The sequence below is a fragment of the Enterobacter cloacae complex sp. IR5384 genome, from assembly GCF_049237265.1.
Taxonomy (GTDB): domain Bacteria; phylum Pseudomonadota; class Gammaproteobacteria; order Enterobacterales; family Enterobacteriaceae; genus Enterobacter; species Enterobacter cloacae.
In genome coordinates this window covers 363388-383557 of the sequence record NZ_JBMKHJ010000001.1, presented here as the reverse complement: position 1 = coordinate 383557, position 20170 = coordinate 363388, and the positions used below count along the sequence as shown (strand labels likewise).

Annotated in this window: 17 protein-coding genes and 2 pseudogenes; 10 read left to right on the top strand and 9 right to left on the bottom strand. The window is 58.0% G+C overall.

The window, feature by feature from the left end:
- Nucleotides 1-2 precede the first annotated feature (2 nt).
- Nucleotides 3-665 carry a fructose-6-phosphate aldolase gene (fsa, locus tag ACOTX3_RS01905; RefSeq protein ID WP_040020717.1) on the top strand — a complete coding sequence of 221 codons (663 nt, stop codon included), beginning with the start codon at nt 3-5 and terminating at the stop codon, nt 663-665.
- 62 nt (nt 666-727) lie between these two features.
- Here fsa and moeB read toward each other — a convergent pair whose 3' ends face one another.
- Together moeB and moeA are read right to left on the bottom strand one after the other, a co-directional pair.
- Nucleotides 728-1480, bottom strand: coding sequence for a molybdopterin-synthase adenylyltransferase MoeB (moeB, locus tag ACOTX3_RS01900; RefSeq protein WP_040020704.1), 753 nt, complete (start codon nt 1478-1480; stop codon nt 728-730).
- Between the two features lies 1 nt (nt 1481).
- The gene (gene moeA / locus ACOTX3_RS01895) at nt 1482-2714 is read right to left on the bottom strand and encodes a molybdopterin molybdotransferase MoeA (protein WP_058679299.1); all 1233 of its coding nucleotides are present in this window, start codon (nt 2712-2714) and stop codon (nt 1482-1484) included.
- A 189-nt stretch (nt 2715-2903) separates the two neighbouring features.
- Between moeA and iaaA the strand changes: the two are divergent.
- From iaaA to gsiD, 5 genes and pseudogenes are all read left to right on the top strand, one after another.
- Nucleotides 2904-3867 (top strand): annotated as a pseudogene (gene iaaA / locus ACOTX3_RS01890) (beta-aspartyl-peptidase).
- Nucleotides 3854-5725, top strand: a complete 1872-nt coding sequence (gsiA, locus tag ACOTX3_RS01885) for a glutathione ABC transporter ATP-binding protein GsiA (protein WP_040020707.1) — start codon at nt 3854-3856, stop codon at nt 5723-5725. The pseudogene iaaA and the gene gsiA overlap by 14 nt, the downstream one beginning before the upstream one ends.
- A 23-nt stretch (nt 5726-5748) precedes the next feature.
- Complete coding sequence (gene gsiB / locus ACOTX3_RS01880; RefSeq protein WP_013097435.1) at nt 5749-7287, top strand: glutathione ABC transporter substrate-binding protein GsiB; 1539 nt, start codon at nt 5749-5751, stop codon at nt 7285-7287.
- A gap of 5 nt (nt 7288-7292) precedes the next feature.
- Nucleotides 7293-8213, top strand: a complete 921-nt coding sequence (gsiC, locus tag ACOTX3_RS01875; protein WP_038984941.1) for a glutathione ABC transporter permease GsiC — start codon at nt 7293-7295, stop codon at nt 8211-8213.
- 1 nt (nt 8214) lies between these two features.
- A pseudogene (gsiD, locus tag ACOTX3_RS01870) lies at nt 8215-9125 on the top strand (glutathione ABC transporter permease GsiD).
- A gap of 63 nt (nt 9126-9188) precedes the next feature.
- Here the strand turns inward: gsiD and rimO are convergent.
- A complete protein-coding gene (gene rimO / locus ACOTX3_RS01865) occupies nt 9189-10514 on the bottom strand; it encodes a 30S ribosomal protein S12 methylthiotransferase RimO (RefSeq protein WP_013097432.1) in 1326 nt (441 codons plus the stop codon).
- A gap of 216 nt (nt 10515-10730) precedes the next feature.
- Here rimO and bssR point away from each other — a divergent pair, with 216 nt between their 5' ends.
- Together bssR and ACOTX3_RS01855 are read left to right on the top strand one after the other, a co-directional pair.
- Nucleotides 10731-11114 (top strand): biofilm formation regulator BssR, encoded by a 384-nt coding sequence (gene bssR / locus ACOTX3_RS01860; protein WP_013097430.1) that lies wholly within the window; start codon nt 10731-10733, stop codon nt 11112-11114.
- Nucleotides 11115-11220: 106 nt separating this feature from the next.
- On the top strand, nt 11221-12339 hold the full coding sequence (locus ACOTX3_RS01855; protein ID WP_040020711.1) for a PQQ-dependent sugar dehydrogenase: 1119 nt from the start codon (nt 11221-11223) through the stop codon (nt 12337-12339).
- Here ACOTX3_RS01855 and ACOTX3_RS01850 read toward each other — a convergent pair whose 3' ends face one another.
- Entirely contained in the window at nt 12340-12966 is a 627-nt protein-coding gene (locus ACOTX3_RS01850) for a glutathione S-transferase family protein (protein ID WP_040020713.1), read from the bottom strand.
- Between the two features lie 241 nt (nt 12967-13207).
- Between ACOTX3_RS01850 and dacC the strand changes: the two genes are divergently transcribed.
- On the top strand, nt 13208-14413 hold the full coding sequence (gene dacC, locus ACOTX3_RS01845; RefSeq protein ID WP_040020720.1) for a serine-type D-Ala-D-Ala carboxypeptidase: 1206 nt from the start codon (nt 13208-13210) through the stop codon (nt 14411-14413).
- Nucleotides 14414-14479: 66 nt separating this feature from the next.
- Here the strand turns inward: dacC and deoR are convergent, their stop codons facing one another.
- The 3 genes from deoR to ACOTX3_RS01830 all read right to left on the bottom strand — a co-directional run bounded on the left by deoR (nt 14480) and on the right by ACOTX3_RS01830 (nt 16650).
- Nucleotides 14480-15238 carry a DNA-binding transcriptional repressor DeoR gene (gene deoR / locus ACOTX3_RS01840; protein WP_013097425.1) on the bottom strand — a complete coding sequence of 253 codons (759 nt, stop codon included), beginning with the start codon at nt 15236-15238 and terminating at the stop codon, nt 14480-14482.
- Nucleotides 15239-15305: 67 nt separating this feature from the next.
- The gene (gene ybjG, locus ACOTX3_RS01835) at nt 15306-15914 is read right to left on the bottom strand and encodes an undecaprenyl-diphosphate phosphatase (RefSeq protein ID WP_020689884.1); all 609 of its coding nucleotides are present in this window, start codon (nt 15912-15914) and stop codon (nt 15306-15308) included.
- A 7-nt stretch (nt 15915-15921) separates the two neighbouring features.
- A complete protein-coding gene (locus tag ACOTX3_RS01830; RefSeq protein ID WP_029882876.1) occupies nt 15922-16650 on the bottom strand; it encodes a phosphatase PAP2 family protein in 729 nt (242 codons plus the stop codon).
- Nucleotides 16651-16817: 167 nt separating this feature from the next.
- On the opposite strand from ACOTX3_RS01830, the gene ACOTX3_RS01825 reads away from it, so the two are divergent.
- Nucleotides 16818-18050 (top strand): MFS transporter, encoded by a 1233-nt coding sequence (locus ACOTX3_RS01825; RefSeq protein WP_014831213.1) that lies wholly within the window; start codon nt 16818-16820, stop codon nt 18048-18050.
- A 57-nt stretch (nt 18051-18107) separates the two neighbouring features.
- Here ACOTX3_RS01825 and ACOTX3_RS01820 read toward each other — a convergent pair whose 3' ends face one another.
- Nucleotides 18108-18920, bottom strand: coding sequence for a Cof-type HAD-IIB family hydrolase (locus ACOTX3_RS01820; RefSeq protein ID WP_023620241.1), 813 nt, complete (start codon nt 18918-18920; stop codon nt 18108-18110).
- Nucleotides 18910-20124: an MFS transporter gene (locus ACOTX3_RS01815; protein ID WP_023620242.1), complete on the bottom strand. Its 1215-nt coding sequence runs from the start codon at nt 20122-20124 to the stop codon at nt 18910-18912. The genes ACOTX3_RS01820 and ACOTX3_RS01815 overlap by 11 nt, the downstream gene beginning before the upstream one ends.
- Between the last annotated feature and the right edge of the window lie 46 nt (nt 20125-20170).

Below are 20170 nucleotides of genomic sequence, written 5' to 3'. Positions count from 1 at the left end.
TCATGGAACTTTATCTCGACACTTCTGACGTTGCGGCAGTGAAAAAGCTCGCACGTATCTTCCCGCTGGCGGGCGTAACCACCAACCCCAGCATTGTGGCGGCAGGCAAAACGCCGCTTGAGGTTCTGCTGCCAGAACTGCACGACGCGCTGGGTGGCAAAGGCCGTCTGTTCGCGCAGGTGATGGCCACGACCGCCGAAGGCATGGTGGACGATGCGCGTAAGCTACGTTCCATCATTAACGACCTGGTGGTGAAAGTGCCGGTGACGGCGGAAGGGCTGGCGGCGATCAAAATGCTTAAAGCAGAAGGGATCCCGACGCTGGGGACCGCGGTATATGGTGCCGCACAGGGGATGTTGTCCGCGCTGGCGGGGGCAGAGTATGTCGCGCCTTACGTTAACCGCGTGGATGCGCAGGGCGGAGACGGGATCCAGACCGTTGTGGAATTACAGCAGTTGCTGACGCTGCATGCCCCGCAATCAAAAGTGCTGGCGGCGAGCTTCAAAACCCCGCGTCAGGCGCTGGATTGCCTGCTGGCCGGCTGTGAGTCCATCACGCTGCCGCTGGACGTGGCGCAGCAGTTTATTACCTCTCCGGCGGTGGATGCGGCGATCGTGAAGTTTGAGCAGGACTGGCAGGGGGCGTTTGGACGGACAACTCTCTGACGCGTTATCTCCCTCTCCCGGTGGGAGAGGGCCGGGGTGAGGGCATCAGGCCGCAACGAGGTTTAACCGCTGCACACCTCACACCCCGGATTACGCATCAGCTTCATCTCGCGGAACTGGCAGGTCATTGCGTCATACATCACAATTTTCCCCGCCGCTGGCGTACCGTAACGGGTCAGCACTTTGATCGCTTCCATCGCCTGCAGTGACCCGATCACGCCGACTAACGGCGCCATCACGCCCGCCTCGACGCAGGTGAGCGCATTCTCACCAAACAGGCGGCTCAGACAGCGATAACACGGTTCGCCTTCAGCATAGGTAAAGACGCTGATCTGTCCTTCCATGCGGATTGCCGCGCCAGAAACCAGCGGCGTTTTGTGGGTAAAACAGCCGGCGTTTAGCTGGTTGCGGATGGCGACATTATCAGTACAGTCCAGCACCAGATCGTGCTTTGCGATTTGCGCGTATAACGCCTCGTCATCCAGCATCGTGTTAATCGGGGTGAACTGAACGTGAGGGTTGATGCGCGTTAACGCTGCGCGGGCAGAGTCTACCTTCGGCTGGCCGAGTGTCGCATCGCTGTGCAGCGTCTGGCGCTGCAGATTTGACACCGACACGGTATCAAAGTCCAGCAGCGTCATCTTGCCCACACCCGCCGCGGCGAGGTATTGCGCGGCGGCGCAGCCCAGTCCGCCCAGGCCGACGACCAACACGCTGGCCGCCTTGAGCGCTTCCTGGCCATCAAAATCAAAACCGCGCAGCACAATCTGGCGGTTATAGCGCATCATCTCTTCATCGCTCAGTTCCGCCGCCATCTCAGCCTCCGAACAGGTGGTTAAAGCGCTCCACCTCAACCCATTCGCCTGCTTCCACATTGCCACGCTCGCGCTCCAGCACGATAAAGCAGTTGCCCTGGCTGAAGGAGCTGAAAATGTGCGAGCCCTGATGGCCGGTGGTGCTCACCTCCAGCTCGCCCTCCGCGTTGCGCGTCAGAATACCGCGCTGGAAATCAAGACGACCGGGGGATTTCTTAAGGCGCGTAGCGGCACGCACGCGCTGGCGTACCGGCAGCGGATTGGCACGGTTGCCCGAAAGCTTCGCCAGCAGCGGGATCACCAGCTGGTAGAAGGTCAGGGCGGCAGAGACCGGGTTACCCGGCAGGCCGCAGAACCAGCTGTGCTGAAGCTTGCCAAAAGCGAACGGTTTGCCCGGCTTGATGGCCAGCTTCCAGAAGGCGATTTCACCCAGCTCTTCCAGGATGGTTTTGGTGTAATCCGCCTCACCCACCGAAACACCGCCGGAGCTGATCACCACGTCGGCCGCGTTGTCTGCCTCAATAAAGGCGGCGCGCAGTTTTTCCGGGTCATCAGGAATAATGCCAAGGTTGATCACCTCACAGCCCAGCTGTTCCAGCATCAGGTGTACCGCCAGACGGTTGGTGTCGTAAATCTGCCCGTCCTGCAGCGGCTGGCCCGGAAGCTGCAATTCGTCACCGGTAGAAAAGAGCGCGACGCGCACCTGACGGATCACCTCAATGTCCGCGATACCGAGCGAGGCCAGCACCGGCAGTTCGCCCACCGTCAGCTTTTGCCCCGCAGCGAATACCGTTGCGCCAAGAGCAATATCTTCGCCGGTGCGGCGGATGTTCTGGCCTGCTTTGACGCTGGCGGTAAAGCGCACGCCGTCAGCGGTCTGTTCGGTCTCTTCCTGCATCACTACCGCATCGCAGCCTGCGGGAACCGGCGCGCCGGTCATGATGCGCACGCAAGTGCCCACAGGCCATTCTCCGTCAAACGGTTGACCGGCGAAGGCTTTTCCTGCGACAGGCAGCGCCTGACCCGTCTGGAGATCCGCCAGGCGTACCGCGTAACCGTCCATCGCTGAGTTATCAAACCCCGGCACGTTAAGCGGGGAAATGATGTCGCGTGCGGCAATACGACCAAAACAGCGCGCCAGCGGCAGCGTCTCTACGTCGTGCAGCGGGGAAAGTCGGTCAAGCATCTGCGTGAGTGCCGTCTCAAGCGGCATCAGTCCGGCGGTAAAATCCATGGTGGGCTCCAGCACAGTAACAACGAAAGCGCTCATTATGGCAGAAAAGTGCGGCTAACTGTATGACCCACCATGAGTACCCTTTACATCGCAGTTGCGTCTTTCTATATTCAAAAATTATCTGAAGAATCATCAACGATAATGATATTTATAGAAAAAGCCGCCATGCAGGCTGACAGGTGAGGCGAAATGGTTAATGCGGTAATCGCAATTCATGGCGGCGCCGGGGCTATTACCCGTGCACAGCTCAGTCCTGAGCAGGAGAAGCGCTACATTGATGCGCTCTACGCCATTGTCGAAACGGGACAGCGAATGCTGGAGGCGGGCGAAAGCGCGCTGGATGTGGTGACCGAAGCGGTACGTCTGCTGGAAGAGTGTCCGCTGTTCAATGCGGGGATAGGTTCCGTGTATACGCGTGACGAGACGCACGAGCTGGATGCCTGCGTGATGGATGGCGTCACCCTGAAAGCAGGGGCAGTGGCGGGCGTGAGCCATCTGCGCAACCCGATTCTGGCGGCGCGACTGGTGATGGAAGAGAGTCCTCATGTGCTGCTGACGGGCGTTGGGGCGGAGAACTTTGCCTTCGCTCACGGGATGGAGCGGGTATCGCCGGATCTTTTTTCCACTGACGAGCGCTACCAGCAGCTGCTGGCAGCCCGTACGGCGGGCATGACCCAGCTGGACCACTCCTCACCGCTCAATGAAACCACCAAAATGGGCACGGTTGGCGCAGTGGCGCTTGATAAGGCCGGTAATCTGGCGGCGGCCACCTCAACCGGCGGTATGACCAACAAGCTACCTGGCCGGGTTGGCGACAGTCCGCTGCCGGGCGCCGGGTGCTATGCCAATAACGCCACGGCGGCGGTCTCCTGCACCGGAACCGGCGAAGTGTTTATTCGCGCGCTCGCCGCATATGACATTACCGCCCTGATGGATTACGGCGGGCTCAGCCTGAGTGAGGCCTGCGAGCGTGTGGTTATGGAAAAGTTGCCCGCGCTGGGCGGTGAGGGTGGACTCATTGCGGTGGACCGTGAGGGTAACGTAGCCCTGCCGTTCAACAGCGAAGGGATGTACCGCGCCTGGGGCTATGCCGGTGATGAACCCAGCACCGGGATCTATCGTGAATAAGGGGGCAACGCGTGCCGCACAGTGAAGAGCTGGATAACCGCGAAGTGCTGGCTGTCCATCAGCTGAATATTGCGTTTCAGGAGGAGCGGCAGTTCATCCCCGCAGTAGAGAATTTATCGTTCTCACTCAACCGCGGCGAAACGCTGGCGATTGTGGGGGAGTCCGGCTCCGGGAAATCGGTCACCGCGCTGGCGCTGATGCGCCTGCTGGAACAGACGGGCGGGCAAATTAGCAGCGAGAAGATGCTTCTGCGCCGTCGCAATCGTCAGGTCATTGATTTAAACGAGCTGAGCGCAGCACAGATGCAGGGCGTGCGCGGGGCGGATATCGCGATGATCTTCCAGGAGCCGATGACCTCGCTGAACCCGGTCTTCCCGGTTGGAGAGCAAATTGCCGAATCCATCCGCCTGCATCAGGGGCTGAGCGGCGATGAAGCCCTTCTGGAAGCCAAACGGATGCTGGAGCTGGTACGTATCCCGGAGTCGCAGTCCATACTCGGCCGCTATCCGCATCAGCTTTCCGGCGGGATGCGTCAGCGGGTGATGATTGCCATGGCGCTCTCGTGCCGTCCGGCGGTATTGATTGCGGACGAGCCGACGACAGCGCTGGATGTCACCATTCAGGCGCAGATCCTGCAGCTTATCAAAGTGCTGCAGCAGGAGATGGAGATGGGGGTGATGTTTATCACCCACGATATGGGCGTGGTCGCGGATATTGCCGATCGCGTGCTGGTGATGCACCAGGGCAGGGCGGTAGAAACCGGCACGGTAGAGCAGATTTTCCATGCGCCCGCCCACCCTTACACCAAAGCGCTGCTGGCGGCGGTTCCGCGTCTGGGAGCGATGAACGGCAGCGATCTTCCGCGCCGTTTCCCGCTGATTTCCCTTGAGGCGGCGGGCCGCCAGGAAGAGGAAACCGAGCAGGACACCGTGGTCCCCGGCAAGCCCATTCTTGAGGTGCGGGATCTGGTGACCCGTTTTCCTCTGCGCAGCGGCATTTTCAACCGCGTAAAGCGTGAAGTGCACGCGGTTGAAAATGTCAGTTTTGATTTATGGCCAGGCGAAACGCTGGCGCTGGTGGGGGAGTCGGGCTGCGGCAAATCCACCACCGGACGCGCGTTACTTCGGCTGGTGGAGTCGCAGGAAGGGAGCATTACCTTTAACGGCGAACGTATCGACACCCTTCCTGACAGTAAGCTTCAGGCGGTGAGGCGGAATATCCAGTTTATTTTTCAGGATCCGTATGCGTCTCTGGACCCGCGCCATACGGTGGGGTATTCGATTATGGAGCCGCTGCGGGTGCATAACCTGCTCGACGGCGAAGCCGCACAGCGTCGGGTAGCGTGGCTGCTGGAACGCGTGGGTCTGAAGCCGGAACATGCCTGGCGTTACCCGCATGAGTTTTCCGGCGGTCAGCGGCAGCGAATTTGTATTGCCCGCGCGCTGGCCCTCAACCCAAAAGTGGTGATCGCAGACGAATCTGTCTCGGCGCTGGATGTCTCTATCCGCGCGCAAATCATCAATTTATTGCTCGACTTACAGCGGGATCTGGGGATTGCCTTTCTCTTTATTTCCCACGACATGGCGGTGGTGGAGCGCATCAGCCATCGCGTGGCGGTGATGTATCTGGGGCAAATCGTCGAGATTGGTCCGCGACGGGCGGTGTTTGAGAACCCGCAGCACCCGTACACCCGTAAGCTGATGTCTGCAGTACCGGTTGCCGATCCCGAACACCGTCACGGGCAGCGCGTGCTGCTGCAGGATGAGATGCCGAGCAATATTCGTAAACGGGGTGAGGTCATGGAGCGGGTCACGCTGCGTGAAGTGGGCCCCGGACATTTTGTTGCCCCTCCGCGTCAGGACAATGCATTTTCGCGGTTATAACGTACAACAGGCAGGAGAACACAATGGTTAAATTTGTTGCTCGTACATGGCTGTTAGCCGCGAGCGTGACGGCAGCCCTGGCCGCCTCTCCCGCGTTCGCTGCCAAAGATGTGGTGGTTGCCGTCGGCTCCAATTTCACCACCCTTGATCCCTATGACGCCAACGATACGCTGTCGCAGGCGGTCGCCAAATCGTTCTACCAGGGGCTGTTTGGCCTGGACAGAGAGATGAAGCTGAAAAATGTGCTGGCGGAGGGGTACACCGTCTCGGATGACGGCCTGGTCTATACCATTAAGCTCAGAACCGGCGTGAAGTTCCAGGATGGCACCGATTTCAACGCGGAGGCGGTGAAGGTTAACCTCGACCGCGCCAGCAACCCGGAAAACAGCCTCAAGCGCTATAACCTCTATAAAAATATTGCCAGCACCGAGGCCGTCGATCCGACAACGGTAAAAATTACCCTGAAAGAGCCGTTCTCGGCCTTTATTAATATTCTGGCGCATCCGGCGACGGCGATGATCTCGCCTGCGGCCCTGAAAAAATACGGGAAAGAGATTGGGTTCCATCCGGTCGGTACCGGCCCGTATGAGCTGGTGACCTGGAACCAGACGGACTTTGTAAAGGTGAAGAAATTCGCCGGCTACTGGCAGCAGGGGCTGCCGAAGCTCGACACCATCACCTGGCGTCCGGTGGTGGATAACAACACCCGCGCGGCGATGCTGCAAACCGGCGAAGCGCAGTTTGCCTTCCCGATCCCGTACGAGCAGGCGGCGATCCTGCAGAAGAACAGCAAGCTGGAGCTGGTGGCCAGTCCGTCCATTATGCAGCGTTACATCAGCATGAACGTGACGCAAAAGCCGTTTGATAATCCCAAAGTGCGCGAGGCCATCAACTACGCGATTAACCGTCAGGCGCTGGTGAAAGTGGCCTTCGCGGGCTTCGCCACCCCGGCCACCGGCGTGCTGCCACCGGCTATTGCCTATGCGCAAAGCTATCAGCCGTGGCCATACGATCCGGCGAAAGCCCGTGAACTGTTAAAAGAGGCGGGCTTCCCGAACGGCTTTAGCACCACGCTATGGTCATCCCATAATCACAGTACCGCGCAGAAGGTGCTGCAGTTTACCCAGCAGCAGCTGGCGCAGGTCGGTATTAAGGTGCAGGTCACCGCGATGGATGCCGGACAGCGTGCGGCAGAAGTGGAAGGGAAAGGGCAGAAAGAGAGCGGCGTGCGGATGTTCTACACCGGCTGGTCGGCCTCTACCGGTGAGGCTGACTGGGCGCTGTCGCCGCTGTTCGCCTCACAGAACTGGCCGCCGACCCTGTTCAACACGGCGTTCTACAGCAACCCACAGGTGGATAAAGATCTTGCCGATGCGCTGAAAACCACCAAACCGGATGAGAAAGCGCGCCTCTACAAAGACGCACAGGATATCATCTGGAAAGAGTCGCCGTGGGTACCGCTGGTGGTGGAAAAACTGGTTTCGGCGCATAACAAAGCGTTGACCGGGTTTTACATCATGCCGGATACGGGCTTTAGCTTTGACGATGCGGATTTAAAATAACACTCATGCTCAATTATGTTTGTAAACGCCTGCTGGGGCTTATCCCGACGCTGCTGATTGTGGCGGTACTGGTGTTTTTGTTTGTCCATCTGCTGCCGGGCGATCCGGCGCGTCTGGTGGCCGGGCCAGAGGCGGATGCCACCGTCATTGAACTGGTGCGCAAACAGCTTGGTCTCGACCAGCCTCTGTACATGCAGTTTCTCCATTATATTTGCAACGTGCTGCAGGGCGATTTTGGTATCTCGATGGTGTCGCGTCGCCCGGTATCGGAAGAGATTGCCAGCCGCTTTATGCCTACGTTCTGGTTAACGATTGCCAGCATGTGCTGGGCGATGGTGTTTGGGCTTGGCGCCGGGATTGTCGCTGCCGTCTGGCGCAACCGCTGGCCGGACAAGCTCGGCATGGCGCTGGCGGTGACCGGGATCTCTTTCCCGGCTTTTGCGCTGGGGATGCTCCTGATGCAGATTTTCTCCGTGGAGCTGGGCTGGTTGCCCACCGTCGGGGCCGATACCTGGAAGCACTACATCCTGCCGTCCATGACGCTGGGCGCGGCCGTATCTGCGGTGATGGCGCGCTTCACACGCGCGTCGTTCGTTGACGTGTTGAGTGAAGATTACATCCGTACCGCACGGGCGAAAGGGGTGAGCGAGAAGTGGGTCATCCTCAAGCACGGTTTTCGCAACGCGATGATCCCGGTGGTGACCATGATGGGGCTGCAGTTCGGCTTCCTGCTGGGGGGCTCTATCGTGGTGGAAAAGGTCTTCAACTGGCCGGGGCTGGGGCGCCTGCTGGTGGATTCGGTCGAGATGCGCGACTATCCGGTCATTCAGGCGGAAGTTCTGCTCTTCTCGCTGGAATTTATTCTTATCAATTTAGTGGTGGATGTGCTGTACGCCGCCATTAATCCGGCCATCAGGTATAAGTAAGATGCGATTGTTGAACTGGCGTCGTCAGGCCATTGTAAACGCTATGCCGGGGCTGAAGCCGGACCATATCCGCACCCCATGGTTTGAATTCTGGCGGCGCTTTCGTCGCCAGCCTGTTGCCATGACGGCGGGGCTGTTTGTACTGCTGCTGATTGTGGTGGCCGCCATTGCGCCGTGGGTGGCACCGTATGATGCGGAAAACTACTTTGATTACGACCGCCTGAATGACGGACCGTCGATGATGCACTGGTTCGGCGTGGACTCTCTGGGACGCGATATTTTTAGCCGCGTGCTGATGGGCGCGCAGATATCGCTCGCCGCCGGGGTGTTTGCGGTGCTTATCGGTGCGGTCATCGGTACCGTTCTGGGCCTGGTGGCAGGGTATTACGAGGGCTGGTGGGACCGGATCATAATGCGCATTTGCGACGTGCTGTTTGCCTTCCCCGGCATTTTGCTGGCAATTGCGGTTGTCGCCATTATGGGCAGCGGCATGGCAAACGTCATCATCGCCGTCGCGGTCTTTTCGATCCCGGCGTTTGCCCGTCTGGTGCGCGGCAATACGCTGGTACTGAAGCAGCAGACCTTTATTGAATCCGCCCGCAGTATGGGGGCCAGCGACGCCAACATCCTGTTCAGCCATATTCTGCCGGGTACGGTGTCGTCGATTGTGGTCTATTTTACGATGCGTATCGGCGTGTCGATAATTTCCGCCGCCAGCCTGTCGTTTCTGGGATTAGGGGCCCAGCCACCGACGCCGGAGTGGGGCGCGATGCTCAACGAGGCGAGGGCAGATATGGTGATTGCGCCACACGTGGCGATATTCCCGAGTCTGGCGATTTTCCTGACCGTGCTGGCGTTCAACCTGCTGGGGGTGGGCTGCGCGATGCGCTGGATCCGAGGATTAAGGGGTAGGGCAGTGGAATGTGCCGGGTGGCGGCTACGCCTTACCCGGCCTACAAAACAGGCGCTGGGTGTTTAAACCCGGCTACCCCACAGGTCATACTCGTCGGCGTTTTCCACTTTCACGCGAATGATGTCACCCGGCTTGACGTTGGTTTCCCCGTTCAGGTACACCGCGCCGTCGATTTCAGGGGCATCCGCCATGCTGCGGCCAATCGCGCCTTCTTCGTCAACTTCGTCGATGATGACCATAATTTCGCGGCCCACTTTCTCCTGCAGACGTTCAGCAGAGATCTGCTGTTGCAGCTGCATGAAGCGGTTCCAGCGCTCTTCTTTTACCTCTTCCGGCACCTGATCCGCCAGTTCGTTAGCGGTTGCGCCTTCAACCGGGCTGTACTTGAAGCAGCCTACGCGGTCCAGACGGGCCTCTTTCAGGAAGTCGAGCAGCATCTGGAAGTCTTCTTCGGTTTCACCCGGGAAGCCAACGATGAAGGTCGAACGCAGGGTCAGATCCGGGCAGATTTCGCGCCACTGCTTGATGCGCGCCAGCTGGCGGTCAACGGAGCCTGGGCGTTTCATCAGCTTCAGGATACGCGGGCTGGCGTGCTGCAGCGGGATATCCAGGTACGGCAGGATTTTGCCTTCGGCCATCAGCGGGATGACGTCGTCAACGTGCGGATAAGGGTAAACGTAGTGCAGACGCGTCCAGATGCCCAGTTTAGCGAGCTGTTCGCACAGGCCGACCATGCTGGTTTTCACCGGCTCGCCGTTGTGGAAACCGGAACGGTGCTTCACATCCACGCCGTAGGCGGAGGTATCCTGGGAGATCACCAGCAGCTCCTTCACGCCCGCATCGGCCAGACGTTTGGCTTCTGCCAGCACTTCGCCAATCGGGCGGCTCACCAGATCGCCACGCATGGACGGGATAATGCAGAAGGTGCAGCGATGGTTGCAGCCTTCGGAAATTTTCAGGTAAGCGTAGTGACGCGGCGTCAGCTTCACCCCCTGTTCCGGCACCAGGCTCAGGAACGGGTTGTGCTTAGGCTTGGGTACGTAGTGATGAACATGTTCCAGCACCTGCTCGTAGCTGTGTGGACCGGTGATCTCCAGCACCTTCGGGTGCACTTCACGGATCTGGTCCTCTTTTGCGCCCAGGCAGCCGGTCACAATCACTTTGCCGTTTTCCGTCAGGGCTTCACCAATGGCTTCCAGGGATTCCTGAACCGCGCTGTCGATAAACCCGCAGGTGTTCACAATCACCATGTCGGCGTTGTCGTAGCTTGGCACCACGTCGTAGCCCTCGGTGCGAAGTTCGGTCAGGATGCGTTCAGAATCCACCAGGTTTTTCGGGCAGCCCAGGGAGACAAAGCCGATTTTCGGCGGGTGCGTAACATTGCTCATAGGTTAAAAATTCATCAATTATGGAGTTATCAGGGCGGGATTTTACAGCGTATCGCGGGGGATTTATACACTCTTTGCAGTGCAGATGATGCCCGCGCAGGTTGTAACATTGTAAAGAATGTTAATCAGTTAAGAATAATTGATCTCAGGCATTAAACTGTACAAAAAATAACCTTATTCTGACTGTGCACAGGGGCTGACAGAGGAGGAATGAGTATGTCCGTTGACAGACTGAAACGCGATCTGCTGAACAAGCTGATCAACGCCCGAATCGACCTTGCCGCATATCTGCAGCTGAGGAAGGCGAAAGGGTATATGTCAGTCAGCGAAAGCGAACATCTGCGTGATAATTTCTTTGAACTTTGCAATTTCATGCGTGAAAAAGCACCCATCCTGAAAGCGGAATACGCCGAAAGCGAATGTATTGCGCTGCGCCGCGCCGCCGAGGTGCTCTCCATTGCCGGGGTTTGTCTGATGAACGGACGCCATGACTGCCCGACTTTTATCGCTGTAAACGCGGAGAAGCTTGAAAACTGCCTGACAACGCTCTCTCTATGCATCATGTGTCTGAACGAGCACGCGAAGCTTGAACAGCACTGATTCCGGGGGAGGCAACTCCCCCTTCTGATTAAGCTTTTGTAAAAGTGATAACGCGCCCGGACGTAGTGGCTAATCTTTATGCCATATGCCGATAAAGGAGCGTGTTATGCACCGATCCTCGCTGATTTTCCTGCCTGCGTTGTTATTTCCGTTTTCGCTCCTTGCTGCACCTGATGCGGTTAAGGTTGAGGTATTGCAGAACAAACTCGAACACCCCTGGTCGCTGGCGTTCCTGCCGGATAACAAAGGGCTGCTCGTGACGTTGAAGGGCGGCCAGTTGAAACACTGGCAGGCCGGGAAAGGGCTGTCAGACCCGATAACAGGGGTGCCCAAAGTCTGGGACAACGGACAGGGAGGACTGCTGGACGTGGTGCTGGCGCCGGATTTTGCCACCTCGCGCCGCGTCTGGCTGAGCTACGCCGAGGCAGGCGCTGACGGCAAAGCCGGAACGGCGGTGGGTTACGGGCGCTTAAGCGACGATCTTTCCCGCCTTGAGGCGTTCCAGGTGGTGTTCCGTCAGATGCCGAAACTCTCCACCGGTCACCACTTTGGCGGAAGGCTGGTATTTGATGGCAAAGGCTATCTGTTTATTGCGCTGGGCGAAAACAACCAGCGCCCGACGGCGCAGGATCTGGATAAACTCCAGGGGAAAGTGGTGCGCCTGACGGAGGATGGCAAAGTCCCGCCGGATAACCCCTTTGTGAACACCGCCGGTGCGCGGCCGGAAATCTGGTCTTATGGCATTCGTAACCCGCAAGGGATGGCGATGAACCCGTGGAGCGACACGCTGTGGCTTAACGAACACGGCCCGCGTGGCGGGGATGAGATCAACATCCCGGAGAAAGGGAAAAACTATGGCTGGCCGCTGGCGACCCACGGTATCAACTACAGCGGATTGAAAATTCCTGAGGCGAAAGGTGAACACGTTGAAGGAACCGAAAAACCGCTGTTTGTCTGGAAAGTCTCGCCCGCCGTGAGCGGAATGGCGTTTTATAACAGTGACGTGTTCCCGCAGTGGAAAAACAAGCTGTTTATCGGGGCGCTGAAAGAGAAGGATGTGATCGTGCTGAGCGTGAACGGCAACACGGTGACCGAGGACGGACGGATCCTGGGCGACCGGAAACAGCGCATCCGCGATGTGCGCGTCGGTCCGGACGGCTATCTGTATGTTCTGACCGATGAAACGGACGGGCAGTTGCTGAAAGTCAGCCCGTCCGGGAGGTGATCAGCTTACCGGAATCATCACCACGTTACGGTAGGCCGGGCGTTCGCTCAGCTGTTTAAGCCAGCGCGCCAGGTGAGGGCGCGGCGTCCACGTCAGACCGAGGTTGGTCAGGTTCCAGACAAATGGCGCAACGGCAATATCGCCCACGCCGAAGTCCGCACCCGAGAACCAGGCGTGTTTCGCCAGCTCATCGTCCATCATCGCAAACAGATTTTCACAGGCGTCCTGCGCCGCATGAATGGCGGGATAGTCGCGCTCGGCTTCGGGGGTTCTGACCAGCCCCATCAGGATCACGCGGTGCGTGGGGGTGAGCGTCTGGTTGGCCCAGTCCATCCATTTTTCTCCCTGCGCGCGGCGGGCCGGATTTTCTACCCACAGACGGCCTTGTCCATACTGGGCGGCCAGGTAGCGGACAATGGTGTTGGATTCCCACAGCGTGGCGTCCGTCTCATCATCGCGCAGCAGCGGCACCAGGCCGTTCGGGTTCATCGCCAGGTAGTCGGCGTCTTTATTAACCCCATACTGCAAACCCGCCATTATCTGGTTAAACGGTAAATCCAGCTCCTCCAGCGTCCAGAGCACTTTTTTGACGTTGGTCGAATTATTCCTTCCCCACAGCGTAATCATAATTACTCCCGATAAGATGTGAATCCGAGTCAGCTTTTCGCCATGGTGAGATAAACCTAACAATTACGCAACAGAAGAGAAAAAAATCGCCTTAATCAAAGCGTATCTGAATGTTATTGCATAAACTTTAATAACTTTACCCTCGTTGGGTTTCATTAACCGTTTTAGTGCGCTATTACTCATCGCTTCTTGCGACACGGTGATGTGACGTAATTTTTGAATGGACACTCGGGTGGCATTTATGACGCGAAAAATGACTTCTCTGCGCAGCCTGGCGGCAGGCTCCGCGCTCCTTTTCCTGTTTGTACCAACTCTCTATGCGGCTGAGCAGGCTGCGCCCGAAGCGCCGCCGGTAGATGCGCGTGCCTGGATCCTGATGGATTACTCCAGCGGTAAAGTGCTGGCGGAAGGCAATGCGGATGAGAAACTCGACCCGGCCAGCCTGACCAAAATCATGACCAGCTACGTGGTTGGCCAGGCGTTGAAGGCGGGTAAGATCAAGCTCGACGATATGGTCACTATCGGGAAGGATGCCTGGGCGACCGGCAACCCGGCGCTGCGCGGGTCATCGGTAATGTTCCTGAAACCGGGCGATCAGGTTTCCGTTTCCGATCTGAATAAAGGGGTGATTATCCAGTCCGGCAACGATGCCTGTATCGCCCTGGCAGATTATGTTGCGGGAAGCCAGGACTCGTTTATTGGCCTGATGAACGGCTATGCGCAAAAGCTGGGTCTGACCAACACCACCTTTAAAACCGTCCACGGTCTGGATGCGCCGGGCCAGTTCAGTACCGCGCGCGATATGGCGCTGCTCGGCAAGGCGCTCATCCACGATGTGCCGGACGAATATGCCATCCACAAAGAGAAAGAGTTTACCTTTAATAAAATCCGCCAGCCGAACCGCAACCGTCTGCTGTGGAGCAGCAACGTCAACGTTGACGGGATGAAAACCGGCACCACGGCCGGGGCGGGTTATAACCTGGTGGCCTCCGCGACCCAGGGTGACATGCGTCTGATCTCGGTGGTGTTGGGCACCAAAACCGACCGTATTCGTTTTAACGAGTCAGAAAAACTGCTGACCTGGGGCTTCCGCTTCTTTGAAACCGTGACGCCGATTAAACCGGATGCCACGTTCGTCAGCCAGCGCGTCTGGTTTGGTGACAAGAGTGAAGTGAACCTGGGGGCCGGTGAAGCCGGGTCGGTGACCATTCCACGTGGTCAGCTGAAAAACCTGAAAGCGAGCTATACCCTGACCGATCCGCAGCTCACCGCGCCGCTGAAAAAAGGCCAGGTGGTCGGGACGATTGATTTCCAGTTAAACGGTAAGTCGATTGAACAGCGTCCGCTGATTGTGATGGAAGCGGTCGAAGAGGGCGGCTTCTTCAGCCGGATGTGGGACTTCGTGATGATGAAATTCCATAGCTGGTTTGGCAGCTGGTTTAGTTAAGTCTTCCAGCTTTTCACCCTCTCCCAGTGGGAGAGGGCCGGGGTGAGGCATCAGACCGCCCCCCTCTCAATACATCAACTTCACCTGCTGCGCCTTCGCGTAGGTCACGTATTCTTCATCCGGGCGGCAATCGCTGACGATGGCATTGAACTGTGCCAGCTCGCCCATCCGTGCCGGACGCACCTTGCCGAACTTGCTGTGATCCACCACCAGCACATGGTACTGCGCGGCGCTTAACGCCCAGTGTTTTACCGGCAGCTCTTCCAGGTTAAAACAGGTCGCCCCCTGACGGGTACTCACGCCCGCCGCGGAGTAAAACGCGATATCCGGGCACAAATTGCTGAGCGTGTCCTGAAGATTGAGCGGTTTAAAAATGGCGTTGCTGGCGTGGAACTCACCGCCGCAGAGGATCACCCGACACTCGGGTTTCTCCTGAAGGGCCAGGAAGGTGTTCAGCGAGTAGCACACGGCGGTAAAGGGGATGCTGCTGTCGATGGCTTCGATTATCCACGGCGTGGTAGTGCCGCAGTCAAAAAACAGCGTCTGGTGCGGTTGCACCAGAGAGGCCGCCAGACGGGCGGCTTTGCGTTTCTCTTCAACCAGGCGTGTCTTTTGATCGCTGATCAGATAATGACTGGCGCTACGTGGCTCCAGCACAATATAGCCGCCCAGCAGCACGACGGGCGCGCTCTCGCTGTTCAGGTCACGGCGAATGGTCATCTCTGAAACGCCGAGGAGGGTAGCGGCTTCCTTAAGATGAAGCTTATCACTGCGCTTCAGCGCCTGTATCAACTGAGCTATGCGGTCATCGCGGCGTGTTTCCATAGATCCTCAGGATGAAAAAGTGAGCCCCCGCAGGGCGGGGGCTCAAGTGTAACCTGTCATACCGGGGTTAGTCACGTATCCAGCCTTTGCGGATCGGGATAGCGAAAAGGGTGCGATAGAGAGACGAGAGTCCGCGATACAGCGCCAGCCCGAAGAGGTTCCACAGGATCGCCGCGCTGACGCAGCCGATCAGCCCCACCAGGAAGCCGCCTACCATATCCAGCGGCCAGTGTACGCCCAGATACACGCGAGACCAGGCAATGGCGACCGCAATGGCCATCAGCAGCGCACCTGACCACAGGCGATGCCAGAACAGGAAGGCCAGCGCAAAAGCAAAGATCACCGTACCGTGATCGCTTGGGAACGAGTCATCCGGCGCGTGGTGCAGGAAGGTATAGCCGACGTGTTCGACAAAAGGACGATCGTGCGGGAAGGCGAGACCCAGAACATAGCTGACCAGCACGCTGACCCCCAGCGTCATCGCCACTTTGATCACCAGCTGACGCTGCGCGTTGACCTGGCTGCGCGGTCCCCACAGCCAGAGGATGGCCGCCAGCACAGGCACAATACTGATCAGATCTTTTGCCAGGAAAGTGGCCAAATCGATCATCCACTCAGGCGAGGCCGGGGTGGCGTTGATCAGATAAAACAGCTGGTAATTCAGATTCTCTAACATAGCGTTTTTACTCTTTAGCAAACCAGGCAGAAACGAGGCCGTAGACCGCTACCTGGGAAAACCAGACCCACCACCCAGCCCACAGGTTGTGAGAGAAAAAATGCGCCCCGCGCATGACCTGACCAAAGCCCATCGCCAGACCTAACACCACGCCGAAGGCCACAAAGCTCCAGGCGAGACGCGGACGCTCGCGCCAGAAGGCAAAGAACAGACCCATCACCATAAAGCCGCTGGACGCATGGCCGCCGGGGAAGCAGCGGCCAGGACCGCTGTCTGCCGGAGCGGAACTGAACAGGGGGTAAGAGACGGCTTTACCGCCATACTCCACCAGATCCCACGGGCAGCTGTGATGGCTCAGGCTTTTCAGCACGCCAACCACCAGCGTGCCAAGCCCCATCAGCAGTGCGGCAGTGACCAGTCTCGCATTGCGCTTCCAGGCACCGTAAAACAACGCACCCACCGCCATGGCAATGGCGATGTACTTCGCCAGCCGGTGGTTCAGCAGATCCAGCAGCGGGTTTTTCTGCAGCGGGAAACGGTGTGTTGCCGCGTCATACCAAAAGCCAGTGATCCATTTATCAAGCGTTTCGCCGCGAGAAAGCCAGGTAAATACCACGGCAAGGGCGATCAGCACTAAAAGCTGATAACCATAAAAGCGCACAGGCAGGCGGTAAAGTTGTTTTGTCTTATTTGTCTGTAACTTAGACAATTCTGAACGAGGGGATATGCGGGTCATAGAGTTGGTTGGCAGCGTGAAATATGGCTATCATATTGGTGTCAACTTAAGGAAACCTTAAACAACGACGATAAATGCTTTATTTCTGTTTCTTCTGGATAATTTGCTATCTCAGACAGCGGCAATTCATTACACTCATCGCGATTTTTTCATCATAAAGAGATTGCATGTTAAACCGTTCTTCTTCGGGTACGCGTCTGGGTCGTCAGGCGTTACTTTTCCCTCTGTGTCTGGTGCTTTACGAGTTCTCTACCTATATCGGCAACGATATGATTCAGCCCGGTATGCTGGCCGTGGTGGCGCAATACAACGCAGGTATTGAATGGGTGCCGACCTCTATGACCGCCTATCTGGCTGGCGGCATGTTTTTACAGTGGCTGTTAGGGCCGCTGTCGGATCGTATTGGCCGCCGTCCGGTGATGCTGACGGGCGTGGTGTGGTTTATCGTGACCTGTCTCGCCACGCTGCTGGCGCAAAACATTGAACAGTTCACCCTGCTGCGTTTCCTGCAGGGGGTAAGCCTGTGCTTTATCGGTGCCGTGGGGTATGCCGCCATTCAGGAGTCCTTTGAGGAGGCGGTGTGTATTAAAATCACCGCGCTGATGGCGAACGTGGCGCTGATTGCTCCGTTGCTGGGGCCGCTGGTGGGCGCCGCGTGGGTGCATGTGGCACCGTGGGAAGGCATGTTTGTGCTCTTCGCCGTGCTGGCCGCCATCGCATTCTTCGGCCTGCACCGCGCAATGCCGGAAACGGCCACCCGACTGGGTGAGACGCTGTCGCTGAAAGAGCTGGGACGGGATTATAAAGCGGTGCTGAAAAACGGCCGCTTTGTGGCAGGCGCGCTGGCGACGGGCTTTGTTAGCCTGCCGCTGCTGGCGTGGATCGCCCAGTCACCGGTCATTATCATCAGCGGTGAACAGCTCAGCAGCTACGAGTACGGGCTGCTGCAGGTGCCGATTTTTGGCGCACTGATTATCGGTAACCTGGTGCTGGCGCGTCTGACATCACGACGCACGGTGCGCTCGCTCATCATCATGGGCGGCTGGCCGATTGCGGCGGGCCTTACCGTGGCCGCGGTGGCGACGGTGGTATCATCTCATGCCTATCTGTGGATGACGGCGGGGTTGAGTATTTATGCCTTCGGTATTGGCGTGGCGAATGCCGGGCTGGTGCGTCTGACGCTGTTTGCCAGCGAGATGAGCAAAGGCACCGTTTCGGCGGCGATGGGGATGCTGCAGATGCTGATTTTTACCGTCGGGATCGAGGTGAGCAAGCACGCTTATGCGCTCGGCGGCAACGGTCTGTTCAGCCTGTTTAACCTCGCCAACGGCGTGCTGTGGGTTGTGCTGATGGTGATGTTCCTGAAGGACAAACGCGTCGGGAACGCTCTGCAGCCATAATTCTTATTCCCTCTCCCGGTGGGAGAGGGTCAGGGTGAGGGCACCAGACCGCACATGTTAATTAAACGGTGCTTCCCTGTTAAGCACCTTATCAATCACATCCAGTACGCCTTCCTCGTTATTATGCGGCGCTTCAAAGCGGGCCGCTGCTTTAATATGCGGCCTGGCATTCGCCATCGCAAAGCTGAAGCCTGACTGGCGCAGCATCTCCACATCGTTCCCGCTGTCACCGAAAGCCACCACCTCGCTGTCGTCAATGCCCCAGCGCTGTTGCAGGATCCGCAGGCCGTTGGCTTTATGCACGCCGGGGATAATCAGATCGATACTTCCATGGCCGGTCGTGACGGGCACCATAATGTCGTTGAGTTTTTCGTGCAGCATGGCCTGTATGCGCGGGATTTCATCATCAGAAACGTTGAGTCCGAACTTGAAGAAAATATCGTTCAGGTTGTCGAAATCACTTACCATTTCGAGGCGATGATAGTACTTCGCGGCGATAGCTTTGAACTCATCGTCATAGGCTTTGAGCGTATAGGCACTTCCTTTGCCGCAGGCGATAATCTCAATGCCGGGAACGTCGTTTAGCACGGCAGCAACGGTGTCGAAGTGCGTTTTCGACAGTTCACCGTTAAAAACATCTTCTCCGGCGCTGACCACCCAGCCGCCGTTTTCGGCGACAAACGCAATCTCATGCGCAATCTCCGGGAAGAAGGAGATCAGCTGGTAATACTGGTTACCGCTGGCCACCACAAAGCGAATACCTTGCTCCTTCATGCGCGCATACTGCGCCAGAAAACGTTCGCGATTGTAGGTTTTCGCGTCGCTCAGGAAGGTGCCATCCATGTCGACTGCAATCAGTTTAACGCTCATATCCCTTCTCCAGTGTCGTTTGTTCTTTTTCCGGCTTCGCCACGGCGCGCGCCACCAGCGCCGCAATCATGACCAACCCTAACACCACCAGCATGGCGCTGCGCAGCCCGTAGTGCTCACCCAGGAAGCCCAGCAGCGGCGGCCCGACCAGGAAGGCCAGATAGCCTGTGGTCGCCACCACGCTGACGCGCGTCGGGGCATCCGGGCCGGTATCGCTGGCGGCGGAGATGGTCAACGGGAAGCCAAGTGAGGCACCCAGGCCCCAGAGGATCACCGATACGCCGGCAATCCAGTCCACATCCACGAAGATGATCATCGCAATGCCCAGCCCGCCGAGCAGGGCGCTGGCGCGCACCACCGCCACGCGGCTGTAGCGGTCAATAAACCAGCCGCCGGTAAAGCGTCCGACGGTCATCCCCAGCGTAAACCCGGCGTAGATCAGCGAGCCAGAGGTCGGGCTAAAGCCGTGGCCGTCCACCATCAGCAGCGGCAGCCAGTCGTTGGCGGAGCCTTCGGCAAACGCCATCGCCAGCACCACCACGCCGATCAGCATCAGCTGGAAATCACGGTAGAACGGCAGCCCTTTTTCCGCCGTTTTGTGTTCATCAGAGGTGTTTTTGCCCGTGCCGTCCGGAATGGCGCGGATGCCGGTCAGCACCGGCACAACAGAGATCAGCGCGGCCAGCAGGATATGCAGATTCGCGCTTACGCCGGAGGCCGTCAGCGCCATGCCCACGCCCGCACCGGCCAGCGTGCCAAGGCTGTAAAAGCCATGCATCATTGGCAGCACGGTTTTATTCATCTCGCGCTCGACCGCAGCCCCTTCAACGTTAATGGCCACTTCCGCCGCGCCAAAGCTGCCGCCAAAGATCAGCAGACCCAGGGCAAACATGACCGGCGAGGCATACCACAGCGCCACGCTGAGCACCAGCATCCCCAGTATTGCGCAGCACATGGTGGTGCGGATCACCGCCCGGGTACCAAAGCGCTTCACCAGCCACGCCGAGCAGAGAATACCGCTCATTGAGCCTATCGACAGGCCAAACAGCACAATGCCCATCTCCGCGGTGGAGACCGACAAAATGTCGCGGATCGCCGGGGTACGCGTGGCCCAGGACGCCATCAGCAGACCCGGAATAAAGAAGAACATAAAAAGCGCCCACATGCGCAACCGCAGGGCCTTACGGGATGAGGTCAGAGTCATTGAGATAAGCACCAGAAGCACAACAATAGCGACAACACTAGCAAGT

What these genes read in the sequence shown, in the direction of transcription:
- fsa (WP_040020717.1), top strand. Translation starts at nt 3, where the DNA reads ATGGAACTTTATCTCGACACTTCTGACGTTGCGGCAGTGAAAAAGCTC.
- moeB (WP_040020704.1), bottom strand. Translation starts at nt 1,480, where the DNA reads ATGGCGGCGGAACTGAGCGATGAAGAGATGATGCGCTATAACCGCCAG.
- moeA (WP_058679299.1), bottom strand. Translation starts at nt 2,714, where the DNA reads ATGGATTTTACCGCCGGACTGATGCCGCTTGAGACGGCACTCACGCAG.
- gsiB (WP_013097435.1), top strand. Translation starts at nt 5,749, where the DNA reads ATGGTTAAATTTGTTGCTCGTACATGGCTGTTAGCCGCGAGCGTGACG.
- gsiC (WP_038984941.1), top strand. Translation starts at nt 7,293, where the DNA reads ATGCTCAATTATGTTTGTAAACGCCTGCTGGGGCTTATCCCGACGCTG.
- rimO (WP_013097432.1), bottom strand. Translation starts at nt 10,514, where the DNA reads ATGAGCAATGTTACGCACCCGCCGAAAATCGGCTTTGTCTCCCTGGGC.
- bssR (WP_013097430.1), top strand. Translation starts at nt 10,731, where the DNA reads ATGTCCGTTGACAGACTGAAACGCGATCTGCTGAACAAGCTGATCAAC.
- ACOTX3_RS01855 (WP_040020711.1), top strand. Translation starts at nt 11,221, where the DNA reads ATGCACCGATCCTCGCTGATTTTCCTGCCTGCGTTGTTATTTCCGTTT.
- ACOTX3_RS01850 (WP_040020713.1), bottom strand. Translation starts at nt 12,966, where the DNA reads ATGATTACGCTGTGGGGAAGGAATAATTCGACCAACGTCAAAAAAGTG.
- dacC (WP_040020720.1), top strand. Translation starts at nt 13,208, where the DNA reads ATGACGCGAAAAATGACTTCTCTGCGCAGCCTGGCGGCAGGCTCCGCG.
- deoR (WP_013097425.1), bottom strand. Translation starts at nt 15,238, where the DNA reads ATGGAAACACGCCGCGATGACCGCATAGCTCAGTTGATACAGGCGCTG.
- ybjG (WP_020689884.1), bottom strand. Translation starts at nt 15,914, where the DNA reads ATGTTAGAGAATCTGAATTACCAGCTGTTTTATCTGATCAACGCCACC.
- ACOTX3_RS01830 (WP_029882876.1), bottom strand. Translation starts at nt 16,650, where the DNA reads ATGACCCGCATATCCCCTCGTTCAGAATTGTCTAAGTTACAGACAAAT.
- ACOTX3_RS01825 (WP_014831213.1), top strand. Translation starts at nt 16,818, where the DNA reads ATGTTAAACCGTTCTTCTTCGGGTACGCGTCTGGGTCGTCAGGCGTTA.
- ACOTX3_RS01820 (WP_023620241.1), bottom strand. Translation starts at nt 18,920, where the DNA reads ATGAGCGTTAAACTGATTGCAGTCGACATGGATGGCACCTTCCTGAGC.
- ACOTX3_RS01815 (WP_023620242.1), bottom strand. Translation starts at nt 20,124, where the DNA reads ATGACTCTGACCTCATCCCGTAAGGCCCTGCGGTTGCGCATGTGGGCG.